This window comes from Bacillus sp. MYb78 (genome assembly GCF_002975115.1).
GTDB classification, from domain to species: Bacteria; Bacillota; Bacilli; order Bacillales; family Bacillaceae_G; genus Bacillus_A; species Bacillus_A cereus.
Genome location: NZ_PCOB01000001.1, coordinates 486882 through 503098 on the forward strand (window position 1 = coordinate 486882; position 16217 = coordinate 503098).

A 16217-nucleotide genomic window follows, 5' to 3' on the forward strand; every position below is an offset into this window, starting at 1 on the left:
ATTCCTCCTTTAGACTTCTAGTTTTTTATCGATAATATAAGCAATTACATATATTATTAGAGCACTAACCATTACCATGAAACTTATATTAAAAATGTTAAATCCATTTTCTTGAAACATATTAATAAACAGACTCTTGCTTTCACTATGATATTCTACTCTTCGCAATACTTGGAAAGCTGGAGCTAATTTTCCTAGCAAGGTTGTCGCTAAAGTAATCGCTATATTTATTACTAGAAAAATAATAACGATTAGTATATTTTGCGCCTTTTTCTTTTTCGTAAGTAACTTAACTAGAGTAATTACTAATATGATTTGTAACACACTAAACAAAAACTCAAATAAATCGCTTATCGTATATATTAAATTATTAATTATGCCTACTTGCATAATCTCTTTTGCCTCTACATATACAGAAGTCGTAGGAAAAGCTAATATATAACTTACGTAGAAAAGAATTCCACATATCCCATACCATATAGCCATTGCGATAAATGAGAAAATAAGCATAGAAATTACATATTGTTTCCCAGATATTGCTGTAAGTCGTAACATTGGATTAGTTAGTAAGCGTGAATATGATTTCATTGTTTGTATAAACATATAAACAATATAAAAGAAAAATATAATCATAATGATTCCAAATATACCCTCTTGTCTACTGATAGCTGCATCACTTTTTCTTACAATCATTTGTGAAAATAACACAGCTTCAATTAGCACAAAGAATAAAAAAGTAACAATATATCTTTTCTTATTTACATTCCATAAATAGGAAAGTACTGACTTCACTTACTAAACACCTCCTTAAACAATTCATGAACTGCTTTTCCTCTCTGAAAACGAATTTCTTCTACATTTTCATATAGAACCATTTCTCCATCTTTTAAAAAGATCACTTCATCAAAAATATTTTCAATTTCATTTATTAAGTGAGTGGAAATTAATATCGTACAATCTTCTCTATAGAACTGTAGAATTAGATCCAATACATGTTCTCTAGAAAGAGGATCTATCCCGCCCAATGGCTCATCCAGTACGTATAGCTTCGCTTTTCGAGAAAATGTTAAAATGATTTGCAGCTTCTCTATCATACCTTTTGACAATGCTGTAATTTTTTCTTCTAACGGTATTTTAAATTCTGCAATCGTATCTACCGCTTTTTGAATATCGAAGTCTTTATAAAAATCCCGGTAGAAAAATAAAGCGTCTTTTACAGTCATCCAATCATCAAAGACTGGCTTATCGGACATGAATGAAACGATTTCTTTCGTCTGTAATCCTACCTTTTTACCGTCTATTGTGATACTACCTTCAGAAGGGTGTTGCAAGCCTGCAATCATTTTCAATAACGTCGTTTTCCCGCTCCCGTTATCTCCAACAAGCCCAACGATTTTCCCTTCCGTAATCTCTATGTTTAATTCACGGATCACTGCTTTTAATCCGTATCTCTTCCATAAGTTTTCTATTTTTAATAGCTCTGTCATTGGCTCTCCTCCCTCTTATCATGTAATGAAGAACGAAGAATTGTAAGAATTTCTTCTTCTGAAAAACCTAAATTGTCCATTCCATCTATAAAAGAATGAAGTAATTCTTTCGCCATCTCTTTTCGCAGCTCCATAATTTTCTCCCCTTCATTCGTTACATACCGTCCCATTCCTCTACGTGTTACAACAACTCCATCCCGTTCTAGCTCTTGAAATGTACGCTGAATCGTATTTGGATTCACTTGTAATTCACTCGCTAATTCACGGACAGAGGGAATTTTATCACCAGGCAATAAATGTCCTGTTACGATCTCTTTTTTTATGTATTCCATTACCTGAATGTAAATTGGTATATTTGGAGAAAACTCTATTTTCATTTCTTCCCTCCTTTTGTATCGGTGTACTAGTTAAATAATACACTGATACAAAAAGTTTGTAAATACCCATTTAATTACAAAAAGTTCTATCCGTTAACCGAATAGAACTTTCCAAACATAAATCTCTATATAGAAATAATAGTGTTATGTAAACAAAATTATAAAGAAAAGCTGTCTTATCAATGAATAAGACAGCTTTTCTTTATAATCCTATATTAAAAGTTAAACACGAAGTCATCGTCAGCTAACTTTTCAACGTTCGTTGCTTTTACGTAACCATTTCCTTTTACAGAGAAGAAATCATGGTTTTTCGTATCTGTACGTAAACCATTTAAAACGATTGGGTTAATTTCTTCTTCTTCAAACTTCGGCTCAAGTCCTAAGTTCATAAGCCCTTTATTCGCATTGTAACGAACGAAACGATTTACATCTTCTACAAGACCGATAGAAGTGTAAATTTCTTCTGTATAGGCCATTTCAATTTCATATAGTTCCATTAATAACTCTTGTGTTTCTTTTTGCACTTCTTGTTGCTCTTCTGCAGAAAGTTCTGCGAAGATTTGTTGTGCTAAAATACCGACGAATACGCCGTGAATTGACTCATCACGAATTATCAAGTTAATAATCTCACCACTTGCTGTTAGTTTTCCTTGACCAGCTAAGTAAAGCGGATAGAAGAATCCACTATAGAATAAATAACTTTCTAAGAACACACTTGCTACCATTGCCATGTATAACTCTTTTTTCGTTACTTCAGGCTTTAACAAACGACGATAGTAACCAGTAATAATACCAGCCTTTTTCTCAAGTAATGGATGAGTATCTACCCATTCAAAAATATCATCAATTTCTTCTTCAGTAGCTAACGTCGTAAAGATATGACTGTAACTCTTCGCATGTACTTCTTCCATAGCTCCCATGAAAGCTAATACACTTTTTGCTTGTAAATTTTCAAGATGAACAAGTACAAGTGGCATCCCTTCGCCGCCTTGTTTCGTATCTAACAGTGTTAAACCACCTAATACACGCTTATAAGCAACCTGCTCTTCTTTTGATAATTGTGCCCAAGTATTTTTGTCAGAAGATACCGCGATTTCTTCTTCTGTCCAAAACTGAGCGATATTTTGCTTCCAAAACATTAAACTAAAATCATCTTCTTTTTTGTTCCAGTTTACCGCACGCATTAAATCGCCCCTTCTCTAAATATGATAACTAAGCATGAGCAGGGTTCAGAAAACCCTGCTCATCATGTCTCACTTTTTATATTAAACGGTACAAGCCACACACTCTTCTACGCTTAATTTACGTGTTCTCGTATAATACAGACTCTTTAAGCCTTTTTTATGTGCATAGATGTAGTAACGTGCTAATTCACGTGTTGAAATATCACTATTAACGTAAAGAATTGTACTAATTCCTTGGTCAATATGTTCTTGAATTTCTGCGATTAAATCAATTAATTTAAACTGATTTATATCGTAAGAAGATTTATAGTACCAGAACGTATCTTTTGATAAATACGGCATTGGATAATATGTTGTCGCGTTCGCATATGTTCTTGATTCGATTTGACTTACGATCGGCATTACGCTTGAAGTTGCATTTTGAACGTAACTGATTGATTGTGTTGGAGCGATAGCAAGACGATATGAGTTGTATAAACCATTCTTCTGCACTTGCTCTTTTAAACTTGTCCAATCTTCTTTTGTTGGAATATGAATTCCTTCAAATAGTTGCTGAACTTTTTCAGTTACTGGGCTGTAATCTGTTGTTTCATACTTTTCGAAGTATGTGCCATTCGCATAATCAGATTTATCGAAGTCTTTAAATGTCTCGCCTTTTTCTGTAGCGATTTCCATACTTTTCTCAATAGAATAGTAATTTAACATCATAAAGAATGTACGAGCGAATTCTTTCGCTTCTGCACTTTCATAAGCGATTTTATTTTTTGCTAAATATCCGTGTAAGTTCATTGCTCCAAGTCCAACTGAATGAAGCTCGTCATTTGCTTTTTTCACAGTTGGTGCATTCGGAATAATCGTCATATCAGAAACAGCTGTTAAAGCTTCCATTCCCGCATGAACTGCTTCACGAATTTCTTTATTTTCCATTACGTTTACGATATTTAACGATCCTAAGTTACAGTTAATATCACGACGGATAATGTCATCTGTACCGTAATCATTTATTTCTGAAGTTTCTTGAAGCTGGAAGATTTCTGTACATAAGTTCGACATCTTCACAGTTCCAATATCCTTCAATGGATGTTGATTATTTGCATTTGATTTAAACATTAAGTATGGGTAACCAGACTCAAGCTGAATCATAGCGATTTTAATAAGCATATCACGTGCACTAATATCTAGTGGCTTCTTCTTCACTTTCGGATTGCTCATTAATTCATCGTACATTTCATCAATGTCAATATCATCTAAATGCTTGCCATATTCTTTATAAACCGTATAAGGCGCGAAAACATGGAAAGGTTCGTTTTTCTCAGCAAGCTCAAAGAACTTACTTGGAACGATAATTCCGATTGATAGAGACTGAATACGGCTCTTCTCATCGGCATTTATTTTTTTTGTATCAAGGAATTCAATAATATCCCAATGGAAAATGTTTAAATATACTGCACCGGCACCTTTTCGTTGACCAAGCTGATTCGCATATGAAAACGAATCTTCAAGCAACTTCATAACAGGTACTACGCCACTTGCAGCGTTGTCAATACCTTTAATTTGCTCACCGCGTGCGCGTAGCTTAGATAAGTTTAAAGCTACTCCCCCGCCGATTTTCGATAATTGCATCGCAGTATTAATGTTAAAGCCGATTGAATTTAAGCTATCGTCCATCTCTAACAAGAAACAAGACACCATTTCTCCTCTTCTGCTTCTTCCCGCATTTAAAAAGGTTGGTGTCGCTGGTTGGTAGTTTTGTTTTACAATCATGCTTGCGAATTGTCTTGCCTTCGAAACATCACCGCGTCCTAAGTATAATGAAACAATTGCTACACGATCTTCATAGCTTTCTAAGTATTGTTTTTGATCATTCGTTTTTAACGCATAATCTTTGTAGAACTTAGATGCTGCCATATAAGATTGGAACTCGAAGTTTTCACCATAAGCGATGTTATATACTTCCTCTACTTCCTCCAAGCTATACTCGTCCAGAACGTTGTAATAGTAATCATGTTCTTTCATATACTCCATTCGCTCTGCCACGCTATTAAAAGGAACGGTATTCTCTCTAGCTTCTTCCATAAAGACTTCTAATGCCTCTTTATCTTTATGAAGCTGATAAAAACCGTCCTGCATTTGCGTGATTTCATTATTCAGTTCAATGTGTCGCAATCTCCCGCACCCTTTCCTTAAAATATTCTACATCGTTATTTGTTCCAGATAACTCAAATTTTGATACAATAGGCACTTCATATTTAGTAGAAATCTTGTCAGCACTTGCACCGAACATGTCTCCCCAGTTACGATTGCCGCTTGCAGATACGCCTTTTAATTTTTCATTATTGCGCTCTAAAAAGTCTAAAACACGTTCTGGTACATTGCCAAAACCTGTTGTATACGTAATAAGAATAAAGTCTTCATCTATTACTAGATCTTCATCAATTTGAACGGCCGGCATATTTAATTTGTGAATGAAACGCTTCACGTTTCCTGTCATAGAATCATATGCAACTAACATTTCCGACCCTCCCTCTCAAATCTATATTCTCTATATGTTGTTCTTGATTTCTCTATATATTGTATTACGTTTCAAAATAAGACACAAGATATATGTATAAATTCTTTCTTTTTTTAACTTTTACTTTTCGACATGATAGCCGTTTTTTTTCAATACAATGACTATGAAACAACATTCTAAAACTCATGTCAATAAAGTGCTTTTCAAAAAAGTTGTCAACGAATTTAACCTTATTTTTAAAAAAGTTAACAATATATTTTGTCATAAAACGGTAGATGCTGAAGAAATATATTTCTCCAGCATCACGCAAAAAAGAACAGATATAAAACGATAATCTGCTCTAAAAAACGATTACATTTATCAAATTTACCTTATTAAATATATTATACATATACTTTCGTCTCTCGTTACATACTAAAAGATAACTATTATAGAAAAAGATTATTATTATGGAACTTCAATTTATTTATGAAAAGTTTATTCAGAGTGCTCAATACGCAAAATATCTTTTACAAATATGTGATGTGGATTTTCATCTTTATCAAGCATTGTACATACAGGAGCCTCTTCATCAAAGTATACAATCATTCCTTCTACATACTGATATGTATGTTGAACTTGTACAGTTACTTTAATTTCTATCGCTTCTTCATATGCTCTTTTTATTTTCTGAAGCATTTTTGCTGAACATTTTCGTTTCTCTGGATACATAACCATTCCCATAAATCTATTGCCGGCTCTATCTTTCCACATATAATCCCAATGTGGTAAAATGCCTTGTTTAAAATCGCCCATAATTCCCCTCTCCTTTATCTTTTATTTATCCCACATTAAACGTCCAGTTGGTGAAGGTTACTAATCAGTGAGGGATGCCCTGCTGATCAAAATTCCCCTTTATGAACGTGGCGTTTCTGAATATGTATAAATCACTTGCCCGCCTCGCTGTGCGTTACCAATGAAATGCTTAAAGTCTTCTCTATTTACAACAACTTCTCTGAACGTATAAAATACATCTTTCGTAACAACATACTCCGTTATTTCACCATTTTTCAGCTGATCTAAAATTGTATTTGCTAATTCTTTATCCATGTATTTCACCTCTCTGCAATATTTTATTCTATCGTATATTCTATAGGTCAACAACTGTAAAATTATCCCGCTATTTGCGGGTAGTCCGATTGGTGTTGACTACTAATCAGTCGTGGAATGAACAAAAAATCTTACTGATTAACATTTCACTTTATCTTGTTGTTATGCCATGATTTTATTTTCGTTATTTCGCAAACAATATCGTTTTACTATATGTCCACTAAATATCATATACTAACATAGCTACTTCTCTATATCAAACATTTCGGCATTCAATTATGCAAAGTTCCATACCACTATGCTACAATATACAAATAGAACTAGGAGGGATACTATGATTCGGAAAGCAAAAAAGACAGATGCAATGGCAATAGCTCCTTTATTGTATAATGCTCTGCATGAAATTGCTGAAAAAATCACAGGTAGCACAGTTGAAGCAGAAGTATTACTAGGACTTGAGACATGGTTCTCAAAAGAAAATAACCGTCTGAGCTACGAAAACTGTTTTATTTATGAACAAGACGAGAGTGCAGTTGGAATTATTGTCGCTTATCACGGTAGTGAAGCAACACAGCTTGACGCACCAATTGTACATCACTTAAGAGAATTACATAAAGATGAATCGATTACGTTAGAAAAAGAAGCTGAGCTTGATGAGTATTACATTGATACATTATCAGTTTCAAGTGCACACGGTGGAAAAGGTATTGGTTCTAAATTAATTGAAGCTGCCGAAATCTATGCAACTGAAAAAGGGCATGAAAAAATCGCTTTACTTGTTAATTTAGAAAACACACGCGCCTATTCACTATACGAAAAGTTAGGTTATAAAAAAGATGAAATTGTTATGCTAGTAGGCGAACCTTATGCTCATCTCGTAAAACCATTAAACGTCAAAATTTCTATATCTTAAAAAGAAAGCACACGATTTATATAAATCGTGTGCTTTTATGTTAAATTCGTATTTAATATATTTCCATCCATCGCCTCGTGAAACGTATATGTTGTACATCCCCATGGCTTTCTATGCAAAATAGGAGAACCAGACCATCCCATTGCCCTCAGCTCCGTTCCAATCATCGAATTAAAATAATTATGACCTACAAGAGCAATACTTCCATGTACGAGAGCATAACGATGTAACAGGTAAGCCGCTTGCCTTGCCCTCTCTCTTACTTCCTTATAAGACTCAACATCTTTATGGTAGCCAAGTATCCATAATGTGCGCCCAATGAACATCCATACCTTAATTGTGCATTTCAACCACTTCGGAGCAAAAAAGTATGAAGGAACTTCAGCTTCTCTAAAAAGAGAGTTTTGCATAAAAGATAAAGAATCCGTTAATTCAGCTGCTGATTGTACAGCACGCCTTTGATCACTTGTTAAGACAAATTTCGCTGCTTCAATTGCCTCTATTGTTTCTATCGGCATTTTAGCTTTTTGTATCATTGACTCGGAATCATACTGTTTCATCCATTCGTGAAATGAATTAATTGTCATCGGTTCTCTTATACGACCTAAACAACCATGACGAATAAAAGAAATCTTCATTCTTTTCACTCTCCATTCATCACTTACGAACTCTATTATGCACTAGTTCTAAACATCATACCACGCAAGAAAAGAAAGTCATATACCTTTACATCTCCCCACCACTATCATGCGTTATCGAAGCATGGATACCATCCATCCCATCAAAATATGTACTCGTATCATATTGACGAATCTTTTTTAAATGCATATAAGAAAATAAAAATAAAATTAAAGCTATAACACTCCCCACAAATTCAAACATCATTTTACCGCCTCTAATTTCTCCCACTTCAGCAGGTTATTCTACTTTTTCATTATACCTCGATATAAAGATTCCCGCATTTTTGCTATTTTTTTCAAATAACATGGATTTTCTACATATTTTCTTACAAAAAGTGAATATTTTTCGAATTTTTACTTTGGAAACATTTACAAAGTAGGAAATATGGTTCAAAATAGGAGGAAATAAAAAAAACCCAAATTTATTCTTTTTTTGGGAAAACTGTAACAAGGAGAGTTGCTTATGCAGATCGCAGAAACTGGAGATATCATCGAATTTAAAGGTGGAATGCAAGGCCGTGTTCAAAAAGTAAATCAAAACTCTGTTATTGTTGATATAACAATTATGAAGAATTTTAGAGAACTAGATATGGAACCTCTTACAGTTGTAAGTCATAAAAACTATACTGTCATTAATCAAAATGCATAATATAATAGAAAGAAAGGGCCTGTATAGTATACAGGCCCTTTCTTTCTATTAACGATTATCAATTGTTTCCGGATATAGATCGTGGTTCATCATGCGGTAGTCAGCCATTTGTTCATACTTCGTCCCTGGGCGACCGTAGTTGCAGTATGGATCAATTGAAATGCCACCACGTGGTGTGAATTTCCCCCATACCTCAATGTAACGTGGATCCATTAATTTAATTAAATCGTTCATAATAACGTTCATGCAATCTTCGTGGAAATCACCATGATTGCGGAAACTAAATAAATACAACTTTAAAGATTTACTCTCTACCATTTTTTGCTCTGGAATATAGCTAATATAAATTGTTGCAAAATCTGGTTGTCCTGTTTTCGGACATAAACTTGTAAATTCAGGACAATTGAATTTTACAAAATAATCACGGTTTGGATGATTATTATCAAATACCTCTAATATTTCTGGGCTATATTCAAATAAATATTTTGTATTTTGATTTCCTAATAATGTTACATCTTTTAAATCTTCATCTAATCTTCCAGTCATTTTAAACATCCCTTCTCGTTATACGCCGCGTTTATTTCCCCATACTAACGCATGAAGCTGAGGCAATACTTTTGCATCATTCATCTCTTTACAATTTACAGCTTTATCAATCAGCCACTCATACTTATCTAATAATTTTTTAATAAGCATCGCATCATCCACTGTTTTTGTATCATCGTTTCCTACTTGCAGGAAAAATGGTACACCTGGATAACGTTCGTGCATCTTAACTGCATATTCAAAATCATGATCATCGAATACTACTACTTTTAAACTAATATCTTTTCCTGCTAGTTTCTGAATAATAGCATCTAACTTCTGAAAATCTGTTTTCATCGTCGAACTTGGTGGTTTTGGAGAAATTGTTACCTCATCAATTTGAAGTAACCAATCTTGCCATTTACTCCCTTGCGTTTCAATTGCCGTTCGCATTCCATTTTCTTTTAATATTGAAAGAAGAAACTCAATATTTTTCAGTAATGCCGGATTTCCACCTGAAATCGTAACATGAGAAAAATTTTCTCCTCCAATTGCAACAAGCTCATCCCAAATATCTTCTGGTGTCATCTGTCTAATTTGATCTTTAGCTGATCCATCCCACGTAAAAGCAGAATCACACCAAGCACAGCTATAATCACAACCAGCTGTACGGATAAACATTGTCTTTTGCCCTACAACCATTCCTTCACCTTGAATAGTCGGACCGAATATTTCTAAGACAGGGATTTTACTCATCAAGCATCCACTCCCGTCTTACTTCCGCATAACTAGTCGGCGTCTCAAATAGACGAACAAATTCAACGCGAGCTCCTTTATATTCGTTCACTCGATTCTCTTTTGTTAGTGCTTCTGCCATCTTTTCATAAATCCAAACGACCATATTTTCAGCAGTCGTATTCATTGCAGGTAACGTTTCGTTTAAATAACGATGATCTAAATAAATTTCGATTTCATTCTTCCAAATTTCTTTTATATCTCCAAAGTCAATTGCAAGACCTATTTCATTTACATATCCACTAATTCCAAATACAACTTTATATGTGTGACCATGTAAGTTTTTACATTTCCCTTCATAACAGTGTAAATGGTGTGCTGCATCAAATGTAAATTCCTTGCTGACCATTACTCTTTTATTATGGTATTTGAGTTGTTTACGCTGAATATCCTTGTCCATTTTTTGCAAATTCTCTACGATGCGAAATCCAAAAAAGTTATCCATTAGTTGTTCGCTCCTTCGCGTTCCTGTAGGTACGTATCTAATCCTGCTTTACGAAGTTGACATGCTGGACATTCACCGCAACCATCACCAATGATTCCGTTATAACATGTTAATGTTTTTTCCCGAACAAACTCAAATGCTCCAAGTTCATCTGATAATTTCCATGTTTCAGCTTTATCAATCCACATAAGTGGCGTGTGAATGACAAACGGGTAATCCATAGATAAATTTAAAGTAACGTTTAACGATTTCACAAACACGTCACGGCAGTCTGGATAACCACTGAAATCAGTTTCACATACACCTGTTACAATATGACGTGCTCCAACTTGTTTTGCTAATACAGCAGCAAATGATAGGAAGAGTAAATTTCGTCCATCTACAAATGTCGATGGCAATTCACCTTCTTCATGTGTAATCTCCATATCCGTTCTCGTTAACGCATTTGGAGCAAGTTGATTTAATAGACTCATATCTAGTACCGTATGCTTTATTCCTAGCTCTTTTGCAATTTCCGCTGCACAATCAATTTCTAGCTTATGACGTTGATTGTAATTAAATGTTACAGCTTCTACCTCTGCAAACTGCTCTATTGCCCAAAATAAACATGTCGTACTATCTTGTCCTCCACTAAAAACAACAACTGCTTTTTCTTTTTTCATTTCACTCATTCTCCTTCTCTACTATAAATAAGAAGAAAGAACGTTCTTGAACTGTCACAATAAAAAAACAAAACAATACCTAAGGATATTGTTGTTTCCATAGTTTTTTATAGAGGGAGTTCGCGAACCTCTCCCGCGCGGTGCACGGAATTTCTTCTTTCATTGACACAGCTTATTGTAACATATTGTATACTAGCGTAAAAATTTCTGATTTTTCCGCTATTTATCATTTCATTTCTTTCATTTTATAGTATGATTAATTTAATATAAGAAGAGAGGAGGCATCCCACTGAAATCCTTTATTATTTATCTCTTTTTAAATATATTATTCATCCTGATTACAATGCTCGTATATCATTTATTTTGGAATCAAAAAGGGAAACGCTCTCCTAAATTAAATTCAGCTATATTCATTGTACTCTGTTGCCTCGCTACCGTACTCTGTATTACATTTGCAGCAAAAACAAATAATGGTTTTCAATTTGATATGCGCCATATTGTATTAATTGTCGGTACATTAACGGGAGGGCCTATTGCTGGTGGTTCTATCTTAGTTGTATTAAACATATATCGCTTATTATTAGGTGGGATCGGTGTTTTCCCATCTCTTATCGGTTCTGTTCTTCTATTTATTGTTCTACTATTAACATATAAATTTTTCAATCGAACTTCTAATCGTATAAAAATAACACTTGCTATTATCTACAGTCTCACATACGGATTTAGTTGGATACCCTTCTTCCTTTCAAAGGTTACAAATAAGACTGATTATATACCGCATATTATTGTGTATGAGTTATGTTCAATGCTTGGTACGATTCTAATTTTATATTTACTACACATATTACAAACTCAAGTTCGTCTCCAAAACGAACTTATAAATGCTGAAAAATTTCATTTAATTGGTGAAATGGCAGCGTCTATCTCTCATGAAATTCGCAATCCATTAACTTCAACAAAAGGGTTTTTACAACTGTTACAATCAGATACATGCACTGAGCAGGAACGAAAATTATATATCGACATTGCCATTAACGGCATTGAACAAGCAAATCATGTTCTTACAGATTATTTAACCTTTGCTAAACCAAGCATTGAAAAAGAACAAACATTACAGTTAGAAGAAGAATTACTACATGCATTGTCGTTAATTACACCGCTTGCTAATTTAACAAATGTACGTACTCATTATATAAAGCAAAGCACTTCTTTTTTTATCGCTGGAGAAAAGCAAAAACTAAATCAATGTTTATTAAATATTTTAAAAAATTGCATTGAGGCTATGCCAAAAGGCGGTGATCTTTATTTCACATTAGTTCCTGATCATAAGCATATTCAGTTATATATAAAAGATACAGGAGTCGGTATGGATTCAGAACAAGTAAAACGTCTTGGCTCGCCTTTCTATTCAACGAAAGAAAAAGGCACTGGACTTGGAATGATGGTCGTATTCAGTGTTGTTCAAGCTATGAATGGAAAAATTGATATTATAAGTGAAAAAGGAATCGGTACAACCTTTTTATTAACTTTTCCACTCATACAAAAAACGTGATGAAATAATCATCACGTTTTTTCTGTTCCTTCAACTAATTCAGCAAAAGCTTTCACTTTTCCGTGCGGTTGTTGATTTTCTTTACGCGCTTTCCAGGCGCGCTCTTCTTCTCGCTTCTTCTTAGACATATTTTTTCAACTCCTTCTTTTCTTTCTCCATGTAGTATTCCAAAATAAGAAAGAAAACTATGCACGTATCAAAAAAAGAAGTGGTTTCCCACTTCTTCCACTTTAGCGCTGCAAAATTGCATGTTTCGCCTCTTTTAATTGCGTAAGATGTCTTTGTTCATGCAAATCAAGAAATTGAACCCATTGATACAAATTCAGATCATTAAAAACAGGATGCTTTAATCCATTTTCAAATAGATCTTTTTCATCTATAACACTATGAAGCGCATGTAATAGTTCTTGTCGTGAATGTTCTAGTAATTGAATTCCTTGCTGTTTTTTCATTAAAGTTTCTGTTGGTTGCATTTGCTGAGGAGCTTCTCGTTTATGTGTGCGATCAAGCGTAAGTTGGAGGTCTTTAAATGGAGTCATGTTTCTTTCATTTTTTTGTAAAGCATATACAAGGGCAGACGTGACAGATTGTTCAACTAAATGCAAGTGGTGTAAAATTTGAATAATACTCCATTTATCACGGCGTGGCTTTACATTCACTTCTGTATCATTTAACATTTCAATTTCTGATAATAGCGTGCTTCGAGTAGACTGTAATGAGCTTACTAAACTTTCTAAACTCACATCCATATTAGATTGAAGCATACTTCTTTCCCCCCTTTTTGTTGGTGAAAAGAGGTGCTCCTTATTAGAAACACCTCTTTAGTATTCTGAATTTTCTTTTATTATCTCATCATTTTCCCATTATGTCGATGTTAAACATGTGAAAAAAAGCGCATGTTTTTTACAATTTTGTGTCGTCAATCGCATGTAACCATGCTTCAATTTCTGTAATAACACTTTTCACACAGCCTTCAGCAAATGGTGATGTTAAATTTGCAATTTCTACTAATTCTAAGAACGATTTACTTCCACCTTGTTGGCACAGATTCACATAATCTTCCCATGCCTCTTGTCTATTATCTCTTGCACGTTTCCAAAATTGTAGCGCACAAATTTGAGCAAGCGTGTAATCAATATAATAGAAAGGTGAGCTATAAATATGCCCTTGACGTTGCCAAAAACCACCGCGCTCTAAATAATCATTATCCTCATAATCACGATGCGGTAAATATTTCTTCTCTATGTTACGCCATGCTGTCTTACGCTCTTCAGGTGATGCTTCAGGATTTTCATATACATAATGTTGATATTCATCAACAGATACACCATAAGGTAAAAACAGAAGTGCTGAACTTAAGTGAGAGAAGTAGTATTTATCTGCATCTTCTTCAAAGAATAGCTTCATCCATGGCCATGTAAAGAATTCCATACTCATAGAGTGGATTTCACATGCCTCATATGTTGGCCAATTATATTCTGGAATTTCAAATTTACGACTTTCATATACTTGGAAAGCATGACCTGCTTCATGTGTTAATACATCAATGTCACCAGATGTTCCATTGAAGTTTGAGAAAATAAATGGCGCTTTATAATTCTCAATATATGTACAATATCCGCCACCAGCTTTTCCTTTTTTCGCAACTAAATCTAATAAATCGTTATCTAGCATGAAATTGAAAAATTCATCTGTTTCAGCCGATAACTCTTTATACATGGTCTTTCCATGATCAACAATCCAATCCGCATCTCCTTTTGGAGTTGGGTTACCTGTAGCAAACTCAAAGTTTTCGTCGTAATAAGCTAACTTCTCTACACCGATACGTGCTTGTTGTCGCTTTCTTAATTCCGTTGTAACGGGAACGATATAATCCAGCACTTGCTGACGGTAATTAGCCACCATCTCCGCATTATAATCTGTACGGTACATTCTTGCATATCCAAGTTCAACAAAGGTTTTAAAACCTAAAGATTTTGCGATTTTCGTTCTCACTTTAACAAGCTCATCATAAATACGATCTAGTTCTTCCTCATTTCCAGCTAAAAATCCGTAGTATGCTTCACTTGCTGCTTTACGTTCGCTTCTTTCTTTTCCTTGCATAAACGGAATCAATTGCGATAACGTTCTTTCTTCTCCAGCAAAGTCAATTTTTGCGGATGCTAATAACTGTGTATATTGCGACGATAATTTATTTTCTAATTGTAAATCTTTCACGACTTCATCTGAATATGTTTTTAAATCACATTCTGCTAGAGCAAATAATTGTTTTCCATAATACGCCTCTAATTCTTCACGAAATGGAGAATTAATAAGTGCCTTATAATATTTTGTACCATATCCTTGTACAACTGGAGAGAATTCATCAAAGAAATCCTGCTCCTCCTTATAAAAAGTATCCGTCGTATCAACAGAATGGCGAATGTAACAAAGGTTTCCCATTGTACCAAAATCGTTGCGAATTTCATTAATTGAATGAATGACTTGTTTTTGTTCTTCTACAGTTTTTGCGTTATCAAACTTCTCTAAAGCAACAGTAAATTTCTCTTTTAACTCTTCAATATTTGGGCGTTTATATTCATAGTCTTTAAATGACATGAACGAGCCTCCTCTCCATTACATACCTTTATTATAATTCAATACGTATTCTCGAATTCCCTCTTAATTTTCAACAAAATTCGGCAGTGACTACTCTGAGTTCATTGCAAATAAAAAAGCCCTGGATTTATTTATCCAAAGCTCCTTTGGAACATATTATTATTTTTCATACTTCCCAATTTTTTTTAATAGATCAAGTAATTCATCTTTTTCATCTTTCGTTAACATTTCAAAAGACTGATGTATAACTTTCTCATGCCCCGGAAAAATAGAAGCAATAAAGTTCTCGCCAGACTCAGTTAATTGCGCGTAAATAACACGTCTGTCATTCGGACATGGGATTCTCTTTACTAATCCCTTTTTCTCCAGCTTATCTACAACATATGTAATGCTGCCACTGGCTATTAAAATGCGCTCACCAATTTGCTGGAGTGGTTGACCGCCTTTATGATATAGCAGTTCTAATACAGCAAATTCAGTTGGATTTAACCCGTTACTTTGTATAGATTTATTTGTAGTATCCATAACAGAACGATGTACACGAGATAATGCAATAAATACTTTTAAAGATTGAGAAATATCTTCTCGTTCATTATTTGATGTCATACAACTTTCAACCCTTCACTTAAATTCTCACCAATAAAAAGAAAATGCCACTTCATACTTCATGTGAATTCCGAATGAGCATTCACTCATCCATTTCCTCTCCCCTAATATATTAAGAATCATTCTTGAATAAAAACATGACA

Annotated in this window: 21 protein-coding genes and 1 riboswitch; of the genes, 3 read left to right on the forward strand and 18 right to left on the reverse strand. The window is 34.1% G+C overall.

The annotated features are described in order from the left end of the window. Positions 1-9: 9 nt before the first annotated feature. The 8 genes from CQ064_RS02635 to CQ064_RS02675 all read right to left on the reverse strand — a co-directional run bounded on the left by CQ064_RS02635 (position 10) and on the right by CQ064_RS02675 (position 6649). Positions 10-792, reverse strand: a complete 783-nt coding sequence (locus CQ064_RS02635; RefSeq protein WP_000843919.1) for a hypothetical protein — start codon at positions 790-792, stop codon at positions 10-12. Beyond that, positions 789-1487 carry an ABC transporter ATP-binding protein gene (locus CQ064_RS02640; RefSeq protein ID WP_000137747.1) on the reverse strand — a complete coding sequence of 233 codons (699 nt, stop codon included), beginning with the start codon at positions 1485-1487 and terminating at the stop codon, positions 789-791. Before CQ064_RS02640 ends, CQ064_RS02635 begins: the two co-directional genes overlap by 4 nt. After that, a complete protein-coding gene (locus tag CQ064_RS02645; protein WP_000687503.1) occupies positions 1484-1864 on the reverse strand; it encodes a GntR family transcriptional regulator in 381 nt (126 codons plus the stop codon). The genes CQ064_RS02640 and CQ064_RS02645 overlap by 4 nt, the downstream gene beginning before the upstream one ends. A 215-nt stretch (positions 1865-2079) precedes the next feature. After that, a complete protein-coding gene (gene nrdF, locus CQ064_RS02650) occupies positions 2080-3048 on the reverse strand; it encodes a class 1b ribonucleoside-diphosphate reductase subunit beta (protein ID WP_001203020.1) in 969 nt (322 codons plus the stop codon). Between the two features lie 81 nt (positions 3049-3129). Then, on the reverse strand, positions 3130-5214 hold the full coding sequence (gene nrdE, locus CQ064_RS02655; protein ID WP_001215838.1) for a class 1b ribonucleoside-diphosphate reductase subunit alpha: 2085 nt from the start codon (positions 5212-5214) through the stop codon (positions 3130-3132). After that, complete coding sequence (gene nrdI / locus CQ064_RS02660) at positions 5201-5560, reverse strand: class Ib ribonucleoside-diphosphate reductase assembly flavoprotein NrdI (RefSeq protein ID WP_000959447.1); 360 nt, start codon at positions 5558-5560, stop codon at positions 5201-5203. Before nrdI ends, nrdE begins: the two co-directional genes overlap by 14 nt. A gap of 477 nt (positions 5561-6037) precedes the next feature. Beyond that, positions 6038-6355 (reverse strand): hypothetical protein, encoded by a 318-nt coding sequence (locus CQ064_RS02670; RefSeq protein WP_000502199.1) that lies wholly within the window; start codon positions 6353-6355, stop codon positions 6038-6040. 99 nt (positions 6356-6454) lie between these two features. Next, the gene (locus tag CQ064_RS02675; protein WP_000356686.1) at positions 6455-6649 is read right to left on the reverse strand and encodes a hypothetical protein; all 195 of its coding nucleotides are present in this window, start codon (positions 6647-6649) and stop codon (positions 6455-6457) included. A gap of 334 nt (positions 6650-6983) precedes the next feature. On the opposite strand from CQ064_RS02675, the gene CQ064_RS02680 reads away from it, so the two are divergent. Then, the gene (locus CQ064_RS02680; RefSeq protein ID WP_000619547.1) at positions 6984-7562 is read left to right on the forward strand and encodes a GNAT family N-acetyltransferase; all 579 of its coding nucleotides are present in this window, start codon (positions 6984-6986) and stop codon (positions 7560-7562) included. A gap of 35 nt (positions 7563-7597) precedes the next feature. On the opposite strand, the gene CQ064_RS02685 is transcribed toward CQ064_RS02680, so the two are convergent. Together CQ064_RS02685 and CQ064_RS33305 are read right to left on the reverse strand one after the other, a co-directional pair. Beyond that, positions 7598-8200 (reverse strand): hypothetical protein, encoded by a 603-nt coding sequence (locus CQ064_RS02685; protein WP_000703093.1) that lies wholly within the window; start codon positions 8198-8200, stop codon positions 7598-7600. A gap of 88 nt (positions 8201-8288) precedes the next feature. Beyond that, on the reverse strand, positions 8289-8444 hold the full coding sequence (locus tag CQ064_RS33305; RefSeq protein ID WP_000461432.1) for a hypothetical protein: 156 nt from the start codon (positions 8442-8444) through the stop codon (positions 8289-8291). Positions 8445-8705: 261 nt separating this feature from the next. On the opposite strand from CQ064_RS33305, the gene CQ064_RS02695 reads away from it, so the two are divergent. Continuing rightward, positions 8706-8891 (forward strand): YkvS family protein, encoded by a 186-nt coding sequence (locus tag CQ064_RS02695; protein ID WP_001165082.1) that lies wholly within the window; start codon positions 8706-8708, stop codon positions 8889-8891. Between the two features lie 48 nt (positions 8892-8939). Here CQ064_RS02695 and queF read toward each other — a convergent pair whose 3' ends face one another. From queF to queC, 4 genes are read right to left on the reverse strand one after another with little or no spacing between them, the layout of a single operon-like run. Then, a complete protein-coding gene (queF, locus tag CQ064_RS02700) occupies positions 8940-9437 on the reverse strand; it encodes a preQ(1) synthase (protein ID WP_001986050.1) in 498 nt (165 codons plus the stop codon). 18 nt (positions 9438-9455) lie between these two features. Continuing rightward, positions 9456-10172 (reverse strand): 7-carboxy-7-deazaguanine synthase QueE, encoded by a 717-nt coding sequence (gene queE / locus CQ064_RS02705; RefSeq protein ID WP_000036299.1) that lies wholly within the window; start codon positions 10170-10172, stop codon positions 9456-9458. Next, positions 10165-10656 (reverse strand): 6-carboxytetrahydropterin synthase QueD, encoded by a 492-nt coding sequence (gene queD / locus CQ064_RS02710; protein WP_000368414.1) that lies wholly within the window; start codon positions 10654-10656, stop codon positions 10165-10167. The genes queE and queD overlap by 8 nt, the downstream gene beginning before the upstream one ends. Continuing rightward, on the reverse strand, positions 10656-11318 hold the full coding sequence (queC, locus tag CQ064_RS02715) for a 7-cyano-7-deazaguanine synthase QueC (protein WP_000711595.1): 663 nt from the start codon (positions 11316-11318) through the stop codon (positions 10656-10658). The genes queD and queC overlap by 1 nt, the downstream gene beginning before the upstream one ends. 93 nt (positions 11319-11411) lie before the next feature. After that, a riboswitch (PreQ1 riboswitch) is annotated at positions 11412-11455 on the reverse strand. A 206-nt stretch (positions 11456-11661) separates the two neighbouring features. On the opposite strand from queC, the gene kinB reads away from it, so the two are divergent. After that, positions 11662-12870, forward strand: coding sequence for a sporulation sensor histidine kinase KinB (gene kinB / locus CQ064_RS02720; protein WP_000964151.1), 1209 nt, complete (start codon positions 11662-11664; stop codon positions 12868-12870). Between the two features lie 11 nt (positions 12871-12881). On the opposite strand, the gene CQ064_RS33920 is transcribed toward kinB, so the two are convergent. From CQ064_RS33920 to CQ064_RS02740, 4 genes are all read right to left on the reverse strand, one after another. Then, positions 12882-12998: a DUF6254 family protein gene (locus CQ064_RS33920; protein ID WP_000038355.1), complete on the reverse strand. Its 117-nt coding sequence runs from the start codon at positions 12996-12998 to the stop codon at positions 12882-12884. A gap of 102 nt (positions 12999-13100) precedes the next feature. Next, complete coding sequence (locus tag CQ064_RS02730) at positions 13101-13634, reverse strand: DinB family protein (protein ID WP_000941977.1); 534 nt, start codon at positions 13632-13634, stop codon at positions 13101-13103. Between the two features lie 139 nt (positions 13635-13773). Further along, entirely contained in the window at positions 13774-15468 is a 1695-nt protein-coding gene (locus CQ064_RS02735) for a M3 family oligoendopeptidase (RefSeq protein WP_000008581.1), read from the reverse strand. A 159-nt stretch (positions 15469-15627) separates the two neighbouring features. After that, positions 15628-16074 carry a MarR family winged helix-turn-helix transcriptional regulator gene (locus CQ064_RS02740; RefSeq protein ID WP_000203336.1) on the reverse strand — a complete coding sequence of 149 codons (447 nt, stop codon included), beginning with the start codon at positions 16072-16074 and terminating at the stop codon, positions 15628-15630. Between the last annotated feature and the right edge of the window lie 143 nt (positions 16075-16217).

What these genes read in the sequence shown, in the direction of transcription:
- CQ064_RS02640 (WP_000137747.1), bottom strand. Translation starts at nt 1,487, where the DNA reads ATGACAGAGCTATTAAAAATAGAAAACTTATGGAAGAGATACGGATTA.
- CQ064_RS02645 (WP_000687503.1), bottom strand. Translation starts at nt 1,864, where the DNA reads ATGAAAATAGAGTTTTCTCCAAATATACCAATTTACATTCAGGTAATG.
- nrdF (WP_001203020.1), bottom strand. Translation starts at nt 3,048, where the DNA reads ATGCGTGCGGTAAACTGGAACAAAAAAGAAGATGATTTTAGTTTAATG.
- nrdI (WP_000959447.1), bottom strand. Translation starts at nt 5,560, where the DNA reads ATGTTAGTTGCATATGATTCTATGACAGGAAACGTGAAGCGTTTCATT.
- CQ064_RS02670 (WP_000502199.1), bottom strand. Translation starts at nt 6,355, where the DNA reads ATGGGCGATTTTAAACAAGGCATTTTACCACATTGGGATTATATGTGG.
- CQ064_RS02675 (WP_000356686.1), bottom strand. Translation starts at nt 6,649, where the DNA reads ATGGATAAAGAATTAGCAAATACAATTTTAGATCAGCTGAAAAATGGT.
- CQ064_RS02680 (WP_000619547.1), top strand. Translation starts at nt 6,984, where the DNA reads ATGATTCGGAAAGCAAAAAAGACAGATGCAATGGCAATAGCTCCTTTA.
- CQ064_RS02685 (WP_000703093.1), bottom strand. Translation starts at nt 8,200, where the DNA reads ATGAAGATTTCTTTTATTCGTCATGGTTGTTTAGGTCGTATAAGAGAA.
- CQ064_RS33305 (WP_000461432.1), bottom strand. Translation starts at nt 8,444, where the DNA reads ATGTTTGAATTTGTGGGGAGTGTTATAGCTTTAATTTTATTTTTATTT.
- CQ064_RS02695 (WP_001165082.1), top strand. Translation starts at nt 8,706, where the DNA reads ATGCAGATCGCAGAAACTGGAGATATCATCGAATTTAAAGGTGGAATG.
- queF (WP_001986050.1), bottom strand. Translation starts at nt 9,437, where the DNA reads ATGACTGGAAGATTAGATGAAGATTTAAAAGATGTAACATTATTAGGA.
- queE (WP_000036299.1), bottom strand. Translation starts at nt 10,172, where the DNA reads ATGAGTAAAATCCCTGTCTTAGAAATATTCGGTCCGACTATTCAAGGT.
- queD (WP_000368414.1), bottom strand. Translation starts at nt 10,656, where the DNA reads ATGGATAACTTTTTTGGATTTCGCATCGTAGAGAATTTGCAAAAAATG.
- queC (WP_000711595.1), bottom strand. Translation starts at nt 11,318, where the DNA reads ATGAAAAAAGAAAAAGCAGTTGTTGTTTTTAGTGGAGGACAAGATAGT.
- kinB (WP_000964151.1), top strand. Translation starts at nt 11,662, where the DNA reads ATGCTCGTATATCATTTATTTTGGAATCAAAAAGGGAAACGCTCTCCT.
- CQ064_RS33920 (WP_000038355.1), bottom strand. Translation starts at nt 12,998, where the DNA reads ATGTCTAAGAAGAAGCGAGAAGAAGAGCGCGCCTGGAAAGCGCGTAAA.
- CQ064_RS02730 (WP_000941977.1), bottom strand. Translation starts at nt 13,634, where the DNA reads ATGCTTCAATCTAATATGGATGTGAGTTTAGAAAGTTTAGTAAGCTCA.
- CQ064_RS02735 (WP_000008581.1), bottom strand. Translation starts at nt 15,468, where the DNA reads ATGTCATTTAAAGACTATGAATATAAACGCCCAAATATTGAAGAGTTA.
- CQ064_RS02740 (WP_000203336.1), bottom strand. Translation starts at nt 16,074, where the DNA reads ATGACATCAAATAATGAACGAGAAGATATTTCTCAATCTTTAAAAGTA.